The following is an 11647-nucleotide window of genomic DNA, read 5'->3' on the forward strand; positions in this document are numbered from 1 at the left end:
AGACGATAGGCAGCGTGACACAATGGCTTTCATTACACAACACAGCGATTCTCGGAAGGTTGACTGGATTTCTACTATTGGCAATCGGATGGTTTCGACTCTTCCGGGTTCTGGTTCCAGGAATCTGGTCTCCACTGATTTCCGCATGGATCTATCTCGGAATCGCAGCGATCGGAAACTTTTCTGGTGAATGGATTATCGGAGGCGTAGAATCCAAAGTATTTGCCTATAGTTTTCTTTTCCTGTCGCTGGCGAATGCATGTGAGCAACGCTGGAATCGCTCTGCAATCTATGCAGGCCTGACCATCAGCGCGCATCCCGTCGTGGGAATTTGGGCCATCCTTTGTGAAGGATTCGCGCTGATCAGTCACTGGTTTCTATACAAATCCTCTCTCAATAAAATCACGCTTCACCAGTTTATAAAAACCGCAATTCCCGCGGGTGGACTATTAATTTTCTGCGCACTGCCCGGGTTAATTCCTTCAATGGAACTCTTGATGCAAGGTAACGCACAAGACCAGTTCGCAGCGAATTATATCCAGGTCTTCTATCGCATTCAGCATCATCTTGATCCGATGGACTTTCATTTCGCCAGCTATTTACTATACGCGATGCTTCTGGGAATCTGGTTGCTTTTACGACGAAATGAAAGTCCAACGTTTGCCAATCGTTTTTTTCAGTTCTTTATTGCAGGAACCTTCGGTCTGGCATGCGTCGGTCTTTTATTAGGAGCAGGACCGCGCCCTGCCAGCGAAATGCCCTTTTATGCTTTTCGCATGTCACTTTTAAAGTTTTATCCGTTTCGACTGTTTGACGCCTTCCTTCCTCTGGCCGTCACCGTTTCGATACTCATTTCGATTCATCAACGACTCTTTGACACCCAAGACTCAGATGCAAAGCCGCGCCGATTCTCAAAAGCATCTAAGAATGCGATCACCGTCATACTCAGCCTGGGGCTTTTTACATCCGTACTCTATTCGGCCTGGCTGGTTCCCCCCATCCACAAAATGTCTCCCGCAATACGAAAAGACTGGATTGATGCCTGTCATTGGGTGAATCTACATACTCCCCAAACAGCCCTGTTTTTAACGCCCGCGCGTGAATCAGACTTCAAATGGTATGCACAAAGACCCGAATACGTCACCTTTAAAGACTGCCCCCAAGATGCCAGTGGAGTTGTAGAATGGAATCGACGTCTAAAATACCTACGAAAATGGGGACAGGATTACTATAATAAAGGCTTTGATGACCGCGCCTTAAGCACACTCAAACAAAATACAAACATCACACATTTACTGGTAAAACGCCTCGGGCCCTTTACAACAATCAAACCCATATATCAAAATCAAACTTATAAAGTCTACGAACTTCCCTGAACTCCTTCCTCCAAATGGTTAACCTTATGCATCATCCAGGCAAATCTATTTCGGGCTTTGACACTCATTTTTTATTCACACTGCTCATAGCAAGCTGCCTTTCTCTCAGCTCGGCATTACCTGTTCCGCAAACCGGCCAGATTGATCCAACGGCATATGCACAGTCTGCCGATCAAAAATCAGGAAGCTGGCCGTACTTTCTCGGCCCCTTCCATACCGGAATCTCGACCGAAACAAATCTGATAGACCAGTTTCCTCAGGCAGGCCCCCCGTTGTTGTGGGAAAAAGAAATTGGAACAGGTTACAGTGCCCCCGCGATACTAGGCAATCGGCTGGTAATTCATCACCGACCGAATGGAAACAGAAAAGGTAAAGAGGTCATTGAATGCGTGGAAGCAGATACCGGTAAATTTCTATGGAAATACGAATACGATTCAGATTTCCGGGACCCCTATGGATATAACAATGGTCCGCGCTGCTCTCCCCTTTTGACTGAGAAATACTGTTATACATTTGGTGCCCAGGGAAAGCTGTATTGTCTCAACCTCAAAGAAGGAACCATGGTCTGGTTTCGTGACTGCTTGAAAGACTTTGACGTTCCTCCCGGTTTCTTTGGGGTCGGTTCAACCCCCATTCTGGAAGGCGATAAATTAATTGTGATGGTGGGAGCCAAACCCAACTCTGGTATGGTGGCCTTTGATGCAACAACGGGAAAAACGCTTTGGAAGAATGTCGGTAAAATCGTCTGGAATGGAACGGAAACCGGTTGGGAAAGGATGCCAAACTATAAATGGCGGGGAAATGAAAAAATCTCCAGTTACTCTTCCCCACTCGCTGTCACCATACATGGTAAACGTCATTTGCTCTGCCTGATGAGGCAGGGACTTGTTTCACTTAACCCCCAGAATGGTTCGGTCAATTTCAAATACTGGTTTCGTTCACTAATAAATGATTCAGTGAATGCGGCCCGACCAGTGGTTGTAGGGGACAAAATATTTCTGTCTGCCGCTTACCAGGTCGGCTCAGCTTTATTACAAGTCAATTCAGATGGAAAATCCTATCAAGAACTCTGGCGAAACCCCGCAAACATGCTGACTCACTGGTCAACGACCATCCATCATGATGGTTACCTTTACGGATTCAGCGGCCGACACGAGCGAGGAGCCACGATGCGCTGTCTAAAACTATCTGATGGAAAAGTAATGTGGGAGGCTGATGGAACAGCAGCCGTCTTGGGAAAAGTAAAACCCAATCAATTAACCGGACAATATCAGTGGATCGATTCCGGTAAAACAGCTCCCTGGCCTTTTTATGGACGTGGCTCTGCAATCATGGCTGATAACAAATTTATTGTGCTGGGAGAGCGTGGCACACTGGCCATCCTAAAAATTGATCCCAATCAGTGCAGCGAAGTCTGCCGCACTTCATTTCCACAAATCAAGTATCCTGCCTGGGCCGCCCCGGTTTTGGCTCACAAGAAAATCTATCTCCGAAGCGAATCACATTTGATTTGTCTGGATTTTGCCAAAAAGCCTACCAAATGATTGGAGAGACGTCGCTAGACTGGAAATAACGAGCAAGAAGTTTCCAGGCGGTATCGATTTCATTCTGGTGCTTAACTAGCTTCAGTCTGATTCGATGACTCAGAAGGCTCAACGCTCGAACGCTGATTCCAATGTGGTCCCGTTAATGCTTCCATTAACTCAGAGTAACTGGGGCGGCTCTCCTCATCGGTTAATTTCAGACTTTCCGGCATATTGTTCGGTTCGTCTTTGACCCGCTGAACCCGGGCACCCAATGAGATCAGTTTCTCCTCTAAATTTTCGTAACCACGGTCCAGATGATAAATCCGACGGATTACGGTCTCGCCTTCCGCAGCCAGACCCGCTAATACTAAAGCGGCGCTGGCCCTTAAATCGGATGCCATCACACACGCACCACTTAACCGGGTCACTCCATTGAGAATGGCACTCGCTGATTCGCGTCGGATCCTGGCCCCCATCCTCGCTAATTCCGATGCATGCATGAATCGATCAGGAAAGACCTTGTCCGTCACAATGCTGATTCCCGGGACACAGGCAAGCAATGACATTAATTGGGCTTGAACGTCTGTCGGAATTCCAGGATAGGGCAAAGCAATGCAATCAACAGATTTGAGAGGCTGCACCACTTTCACAAGAATCGTCTGTTTCCTGGCAGGTTGCTCCGGGGATTCGAGTTCAATCTGCACCCCGATATCTCTCAGTTTTTCGATGATCGCAGTAATATGGTCGGGACGAACCTGATTTAACCGAACCTCACCACCCGTAATCGCAGCGGCAATCATCAACGTAGCCACTTCAATGCGATCGGGAATGACTTCATGTTCTACCCCCTGAAGTTGATCGACACCTTCGATTTTCAAAAAAGGAGTTCCCAATCCTTCGATCTTGGCGCCCGCAGCATTGAGAAAATTGCCCACATCGACCACCTCTGGTTCGCAGGCCGCCGATTCAATTGTCGTAGTCCCTTGGGCCAATGTCGCAGCAATCATCACATTACAGGTTCCGGTAACGGTACTTCCAAATGCCCCTCCCAGAAAAATATTGGCGCCACGTAAACGGTCAGCACGCGCAATAACATAACCACGTTCGACGCGAATTTGTGCCCCTAATGCAGCCAGACCTTTTAGATGCAAATCAATCGGTCGATCACCGATATTGCATCCACCGGGTAACGATACACAAGCCATGCGACGTTTGGCTAATAAAGGGCCAAGGACACAAACGCTGGCCCGCATCCTCCTCACAAGTTCATAGTCTGCGATGCACGATGTCTCGTCAACAGTTTTCAAATGCAGAGCGCCCGCGTCATCACGATTGACCTGCATTCCCAGAGAACCAAGTACTTGTGATTGAGTTGAGACATCCACCAGATTGGGGATAGAATGTAGGACCGTCTCGCCCTCGCACGCCAATGCGGCCGCCATCAGTGGCAATGCGGAGTTCTTGGCACCACTCACTGGAACACAACCTGAAAGTCGCTCGCCTCCGCGAACGATCAACATATCCATCCCTGGATCTCCTGAAGTTGTTAATGCTGTATTTCGATCTAGGAAGTATAGAGAATCAGATTATTTTAAGATAGGCAGTTTTTGGCCGATAATCACCCGGGAACGACCTGCCAGATCTGCTTTCACTCTGATCTCAGCATATTTCCCTGATGCTTCGAACAGTTGCTTTAAGGAGGATTCCTGCTCTGGAGAAAATTCCAATAGCAATGAGCCTCCCTCTTTCAAATAGGAATCCGCTTCCTGAATGATTCTCCGATAATAATCGAGCCCATCAGTGCCTCCCGCCAATGCCAGACGGGGTTCATGCTGGCAGACATCTGCATCAAGCGATTCGATCTCAGCGTCGGGAATATATGGTGGATTACTGACGATGATATCAAACACAGAGCCCTTAGAAATCCCCTCAAAATAATCACTCTGCAGAAATCGAATTCTTTGCGACTGCCCATTCGTCTCTGCATTTTTTTGGGAGATCCTCAAGGCAGCAGTACTGATATCAGTTGCCAGAAATGAGGCTTGCGGACAATGAGTGGCAGCAGCAATGGCAATACAACCGCTGCCCGTACATAAATCAAGGATGTCAGGAGAGGCTTCTTTTTGCGCTACATCGACCAGTTCCATCACCAGTGTTTCTGTATCCGGTCGCGGTACCAGAACATTTTGATCAACATAAAAATCCAAACCAAAAAATTCACGGTTACTCACAAGATAAGCAACCGGCTCTGATTTCGCTCGTCGTTGAACCAGCTCGCGCATCAGCGTACGTTCTACTGGACTGACTTCGTCTTCATAGTTTGTATAGAGACGTATTCGCTCGCATTTTCGCGCAAACGCCAGAAGCACTTCCGCATCCAGACGAGGAGAATCACTACCATGCTTGGTTAAATGAGCCGTCGTCCAGTCAAGAATGCGTCGCACCGTCCACGACTCTGCCACATCCTGTGAATTATTCTCCGATGATTGTGGATTTTCTTTCACGATACGATCCGTCGAAATAGCAGGCAACAGTGAAACAGCAGAAAATTGCTCTTATTTTTTCGAGCTATCTCCCAGCAGACGTTCTTCACGGTCAAACTGTAACAAGGCTTCAACCAGTTCATCCAGGCTTCCCTGCATAATCTGATCAATTTTATAAAGTGAAAGGTTGATGCGGTGGTCAGTCACACGACCTTGTGGAAAGTTATAGGTGCGAATCCGCTGGCTACGGTCTCCCGAACCAATCAATGTCCGACGTTGATCGGCGCGCTCGTCTGCTGCTTGCTGCTGCATTTGCTCCAGAACGCGGCTGCGAAGCACTCGCATCGCTTTCGCTTTATTTTTGTGTTGACTTTTTTCATCCTGACATTGAACGACAGTTCCTGTAGGCAGATGAGTAATACGAACAGCACTCTCTGTCTTATTGACTTTCTGCCCACCCGGTCCACTGGCATGAAATGTATCCAGGCGAATGTCATCTGGTTTGATATCAACTTCAATTTCGCTTGCTTCAGGCAATACGGCAACCGTTGCTGCGCTGGTATGCACGCGGCCTTGCGTTTCTGTTTCGGGAACTCTTTGAACCCGATGACCACCACTTTCAAACTGTAAACGGTGAAACGCGCCTTCACCGGCAATGGAAAACGTGACCTCCTTGATTCCCCCCAGTTCAGTCGCATTCAGATTCAGAACTTCAGTCTTCCAGCCTTTCTGAGCCTCGACAAAGTGCTGATACATGTCAAATAATTCTCGTGCGAATAAAGCAGCTTCGTCACCACCTGCTCCCGCGCGAATTTCCATGATCAAACCGCCGCGAGTAATCGAGTCACCTGACACAACAATATCTTCGAGATCTTTCGTTTGAAGCTCTTGCGCTTCACAAAGCTCATCCAGTTCCTTCTGTGCATATTCTTTTGCAGCAGGATCTGTTTCCTCAGCAATCATCTCACGTGCTACTTCAATATCTGCTTCACGAGAATTATATACTCGCAGTTCCTGCGCGACTTTGTTGAGACCGCCATACTCACGCTGGACCTCAACAAGCTTGGTGTTGTTTGTCAGAACTTCTGGATCCTGAAGTTGTTTTTCCAACTCTTCAAAACGATCCAGCTTTGCTTGCAGGGTAGGAAACTTCATTTACCCAAATCCACGACTAGGTCAGACAGTGTTCTGATTTCATTCCAGAGATGTTCCTTCTCCGGATTTACAAAACGACATCAGACTTTAAAAAACAGAAGGACATCACAGTTCACTAAAAGAGGCTCATACGGAGATCCGCAGAGCCTCTATAAAAAAATAATCGTAAAGTTGCTACTCGCCTTCTTTCTTGGCGTCTCCTTCTTCGGCGTTTCGCTTGTCCCAATTGTATTTCTTCTGAAACTTTTCAACACGCCCGGCACTATCGATAAATTTCATCTTACCGGTGTAATAGGGATGCGATTTAGAGCTGATTTCCACAGTCACCAGTGGGTAGGTATTACCATCTTCCCATTCGACTGTTGACTTGGAAGTAGCCGTAGATTGAATCATAAATGAATCACCTGTTGAAGAATCCTTAAATACAACAGGATGATATTCTGGATGGATGTCTTTTTTCATTTTTCTCAGCTTCTTTGTTACCTGAATACTTTATCGATCTCACGGAATGCCGGCTGTAATCCCCGCCCGTCATGATCGACTATGAAAGCATGGCTTCGTTTTACCCGATGTCCAATGAGAGTTGATCCTCATCCGATGGAATCGATTCCTAAAATTAGGATGCAAAACGGCTTATAGAAATACATGTCTGATTGAGAATCACAGTTTACGTTCCTCTCTCTGAATGAGCAAGTGTAACAGACTCGCCATTCATTTCTTCGCAAACCATTATCAATAAATAACATACAATCATTCTACTCAATCAGATTGCTCACAATTCGATCATTTTTTCGTAATTTCCGAGGGCTGATCGGAAAATTTTCGTCTTAGAGAGGCGATCATTCGCTGGAAAAGGCTTATTTGTAATTCCTCAGATCAAACTATCAGTAATCGACGTCGTATTTCTTCAGGACTCTGTTGCTGTTTTTAAAATCAAATGGCACATAACTTGGACTCCTGAACCAGACCGTTTAGAGTGAGAGAAAATAGACACACCGCACCAGATTTGAAAAATTATCTACCAGGAACACCAAGATGGAACAGGCTTTGAATTGGAACAGTCAAAATTTGACGCACGGCTGGCAACGAGGGGTGACTGCATTTTACTACGGCCTCGGTTTTTCAGATGACGATTTCGACAAAGCTCAAATCGGCATCGGTGTTCCATTGCTGGATGGAAATCTCTGTAATGTCCATGCGTATGAATTGGCAAAAGACATTGCCCAGGGGTGCAAAGCGGCTGAGATGATCGGCTTCCCCTTTGGAGTGCCTGCAGTCAGCGACAATATCACACAGGGACAGGAAGGGGGAAACGCCAGCCTTCCTTCACGAAATATGATCGCCAATGGTGCAGAATGTGTTGTCAGTGCACACTCTTATGATGCACTCATTGGCCTCCATAATTGCGATAAAAATGGCCCCGGTTTTGCGATGGCTCTGGCGCGCATGAATTATCCCGGACTGATCGTCAGTGGCGGCAGTATTATGCCCGGCTGCCATAATGGGCAGGACATTTCCATTCTGGATGTTTATGACTCACAAGCCTCCGCAGCGGTCGGCGCGATGGAAGAATCCGAGGCAGAACAGATTCTAAAAACAGCCTGTCCCGGCCCCGGGGGATGTGGAATTGCAGCTTCATTCAACACCTGGGGCATCGCGTTGGAAGCAATCGGCTTAATGCTGCCTTTCAGCAGTTCCACCCCTGCCATTGATGCAGCTAAAAAAACAGAGTGCCTGAATGTTGCCTCCGCAATGAAAAACCTGTTAAAGCAAAATATTCGGCCACGAGATATTCTGACGCGAAAAGCCTTCGAGAACGCCGCTGCGACCATTGCAGCTGTCGGCGGATCAACCAACGGCATCCTGCACCTGTTAGCACTGGCCAGAGAAGCGAAAGTCGATTTCCGGTTAGAGGACATCCAGAAAATTCTTACCAAAACCCCCGTCTACTGCAGCTTCGCTCCCCGGGGTAAAAAAACGATGGTTGATCTTCATAAACTGGGTGGCACACCTGTCCTTCTGAAACATCTGCTGAAAGCAGGCATCATCGATGGCAGTTGCTTGACCGTCACAGGGAAAACGCTGGCTGAAAATCTGGCCGATGTGGGTGATGTAGCCAGCGACCAGGATTTAATTGCTCCACTCGACCAGCCTTACAAAGATTATGCCGACATACAAGTCTGTTTCGGCAACCTCGCGCCGGGGGGGATTGTCTTCAAAGTTTCCAGCATGCAGGAATCCCATTTCAGCGGCACTGCCTGCTGCTTTGATGATGCGAAAGATGTCGCAGATGCAGTGGAAGCAGGAAAAATCAAACCGGGGAACATCATTGTCTTACGAAATCTGGGTCCCGTCGCCTCGGGTATGCCAGAAGTATTGGTCGCGACGGCGGCGCTGGCCGTTCCCGAGCTGGACGGAAAAGTGGCCTTCATTTCTGACACACGTGTTTCGGGTGTTTCACATGGCGCCATCGGCGTACATTGTTCTCCCGAAGCAGCAGTCGGCGGACCGATAGGTCTCGTTCAAGACGGAGACCCTGTTTCTTTCGACCTGCTGAAAGGAATAATTCAAGTCGAAATCAGTGATGCAGAATTACAAAATCGCCGAGACAAATGGATCTTGAACCCGGTAAATCATACCAGAGGCTATCTCGCTGATTTCGCAGCGACAACATCACAGGCGCATCATGGATGTGTGAGTAAAGCACTACATCCCACATGCGAGTGAAAGAGAAAACCAAAAACGAAACTACGACGGAATCAAGCAAAATGACTATCTCAAAGTCCTTCCCGAAGGATCTTTTGAAAACCTTAACACAATCTCATCAAACTCATCTGGTTCAATGGTGGGAGAGTCTGAATGAACAACAGCAGGATGAATTGACGGCACAAATTCGATCGATCAACTTTGCACAAACCGAGCGCCTTTATTCACCAGAACATTCCAGTAAAGCAGAGGAATCACCTGCAGAGAAAGCAGAACGGGCCACATGCCCTGCCAACGTCATTCGCCTCAAGGATCGAACGAAACCCAAGACAGAGACTGCCCAGACGATTCAGGCAGGTAATCAATTACTCGCGGAAGGAAAAGTCGGCGCGATTTTAGTTGCAGGAGGCCAGGGCTCCAGATTGGGTTTTCAACATCCCAAAGGCATGTATCCTGCAGGTCCTGTCAAACAGACTTCATTATTCCAGATGCTGGTGGAACAATTGATTGCCCGGTCTCGTATCGCGGGCAATCCAATTTGTTATTTCATCATGACCAGTGATGCCACTCATGACGAAACCATTGCTTATTTCAAACAGCATCAGAATTTTGGCTTGCAGACAAATCAGCTGTACTTCTTTAAACAGGGAACGATGCCAGCCGTCGATGCCCATTCTGGTCAAATTTTACTAGAAGAAAAACACCAAATTGCAGTCAGCCCGGACGGCCATGGAGGTACGCTCAAAGCCCTCAAAAATTCCGGCCTGTTTGAGGTCATGCAGAAAAAAGGCATTGAATATCTTTACTACCATCAGGTCGATAATCCTACAGCCATTGTCTGCGACCCTGAATTCCTCGGATATCACTTACAGCATCAGGCCGAGGTTTCTGTCAAAGTCGTTTCCAAACGAACGCCGGACGAAAAAATGGGCATCGTCTGCGATGTCGACAATCAAACACAGATTATTGAATACAGTGACCTCCCGATACATATTTCAGAGCAGGTAGATCAGGCAGGTGATCTATTGCACTGGGCAGGCAGCACCGCTATCCACATTTTCAATCGCTCCTTCCTGGAAAATATTGCCAGCGATGACGATCTACTTCCCTTTCATCAGGCGAAGAAAAAAGTCCCCTTTATTGATTCTTCAGGGACTCAGGTTTCACCTACTGAACCGAATGCGATTAAATTTGAACGTTTTATATTCGATGTCCTGCCTGTCGCAAAAACGGTTCTTGTTTACGAAATCGACCGCTTCCGGGAATTCAATCCTCTTAAAAATGCTGACGGTCCTGATTCACCTCAAACCGTACACACAGCACTCTCTCAGATTTATTCTCAATGGTTCCAGGCCTGTGGCTTTGAGATCCCACCAGGTACCGCTGTCGAAATCAGTCCTCTGATCGCGTTAGATGAAAGCGAATTAAAAACGAAAATATCACCAGATATAAATTTGAATGGCCCCATCTATCTGGGAGAATAGATGATGGCCTTTCTGAAATCAAAATGCTTAAACTATTCCTCTCAGGTAACTCTCAATTCAATGTTGGAGAAATAATCTTATGCTTCACACTGTTGTCATGGCGGGTGGCAGCGGTACGCGGTTCTGGCCTCAAAGTCGCAACGCGATGCCCAAGCAATTGCTGAAACTAGTAGGAGATCGCACGATGATTCAAGCGACTGCCGAACGCTGCAGTCAACTTGCAGACAATCATCCGGTCTGGGTTGTTACGAACGAGGCGCTGGCTGAGGAAATACGGAACCAACTCCCTCACATCCCTCACGATCAGATCTTAATCGAACCTGCGCCAAGAAATACCGCTCCCTGCATTGGGTTGGCGGCGATTCACTTATTAAAACAGGATCCGGAAGCAATCATGCTGGTCGCTTCTTCTGATCACGTCATTCAACCGGATTCCGGTTTCGTCAGTACAATCAATCAGGCGACGATGCTCATTGAGGAAAAACCGGACACACTGGTTTTGATTGGTGTTCCTCCTAACTGCCCGGCAACTGGTTTTGGATATATCCAGTGTGGTCATCCTTTTAATGCTTCACATTCAAATTGCTTCCAGGTTCAAGAGTTCAAAGAAAAACCCGATTTCAAAACAGCACAGCAATATCTTGACGATGGAAACTATCTCTGGAATTGTGGCATCTTTCTCTGGAAAGTAGACGCGATACTTAATGCCTTTTCCCGCTGGGAACCCGAAATCTACAAAAACCTGATGCAGATTTCCGACGCGATTGGGACTCCGCAATACGATGAAGTCCTGCAGCAATCTTTCCCGGAAATGAAATCGGAGTCGATCGATTACGCGATCCTGGAAAAATCGAAAGACAACCTTGCTGTGATTCAAGCCAATTTTGAATGGGATGATGTGGGAAACTGGAATCAAT

9 protein-coding genes are annotated in these 11647 nt (G+C 47.2%); 5 read left to right on the forward strand and 4 right to left on the reverse strand.

All coding sequences use genetic code 11. From position 1 onward, the window contains the following. A partial coding sequence (locus tag Q0668_RS21035) for a DUF6798 domain-containing protein (RefSeq protein WP_298868240.1) occupies positions 1-1376 on the forward strand: 1376 nt, incomplete at its 5' end. Between the two features lie 26 nt (positions 1377-1402). Beyond that, complete coding sequence (locus tag Q0668_RS21040) at positions 1403-2920, forward strand: PQQ-binding-like beta-propeller repeat protein (RefSeq protein ID WP_298868244.1); 1518 nt, start codon at positions 1403-1405, stop codon at positions 2918-2920. A 71-nt stretch (positions 2921-2991) separates the two neighbouring features. Here the strand turns inward: Q0668_RS21040 and murA are convergent, their stop codons facing one another. The 4 genes from murA to Q0668_RS21060 all read right to left on the reverse strand — a co-directional run bounded on the left by murA (position 2992) and on the right by Q0668_RS21060 (position 7002). Beyond that, complete coding sequence (murA, locus tag Q0668_RS21045; RefSeq protein ID WP_298868246.1) at positions 2992-4428, reverse strand: UDP-N-acetylglucosamine 1-carboxyvinyltransferase; 1437 nt, start codon at positions 4426-4428, stop codon at positions 2992-2994. 60 nt (positions 4429-4488) lie between these two features. Further along, on the reverse strand, positions 4489-5406 hold the full coding sequence (gene prmC, locus Q0668_RS21050) for a peptide chain release factor N(5)-glutamine methyltransferase (RefSeq protein ID WP_298868247.1): 918 nt from the start codon (positions 5404-5406) through the stop codon (positions 4489-4491). Positions 5407-5457: 51 nt separating this feature from the next. Continuing rightward, positions 5458-6540, reverse strand: a complete 1083-nt coding sequence (gene prfA, locus Q0668_RS21055; RefSeq protein WP_298868249.1) for a peptide chain release factor 1 — start codon at positions 6538-6540, stop codon at positions 5458-5460. Positions 6541-6714: 174 nt separating this feature from the next. Then, positions 6715-7002 (reverse strand): type B 50S ribosomal protein L31, encoded by a 288-nt coding sequence (locus tag Q0668_RS21060; RefSeq protein ID WP_298868251.1) that lies wholly within the window; start codon positions 7000-7002, stop codon positions 6715-6717. Positions 7003-7575: 573 nt separating this feature from the next. Here Q0668_RS21060 and Q0668_RS21065 point away from each other — a divergent pair. The 3 genes from Q0668_RS21065 to Q0668_RS21075 form a co-directional block, all read left to right on the forward strand. Beyond that, positions 7576-9267, forward strand: coding sequence for a dihydroxy-acid dehydratase (locus tag Q0668_RS21065; RefSeq protein WP_298868253.1), 1692 nt, complete (start codon positions 7576-7578; stop codon positions 9265-9267). Positions 9268-9308: 41 nt separating this feature from the next. Beyond that, positions 9309-10730, forward strand: coding sequence for a UDPGP type 1 family protein (locus tag Q0668_RS21070; RefSeq protein WP_298868254.1), 1422 nt, complete (start codon positions 9309-9311; stop codon positions 10728-10730). A 79-nt stretch (positions 10731-10809) separates the two neighbouring features. Beyond that, on the forward strand, positions 10810-11647 hold an 838-nt coding region (locus tag Q0668_RS21075), incomplete at its 3' end, for a mannose-1-phosphate guanylyltransferase (protein ID WP_298868255.1).

This window comes from uncultured Gimesia sp., assembly GCF_937910335.1.
GTDB lineage: Bacteria > Planctomycetota > Planctomycetia > Planctomycetales > Planctomycetaceae > Gimesia.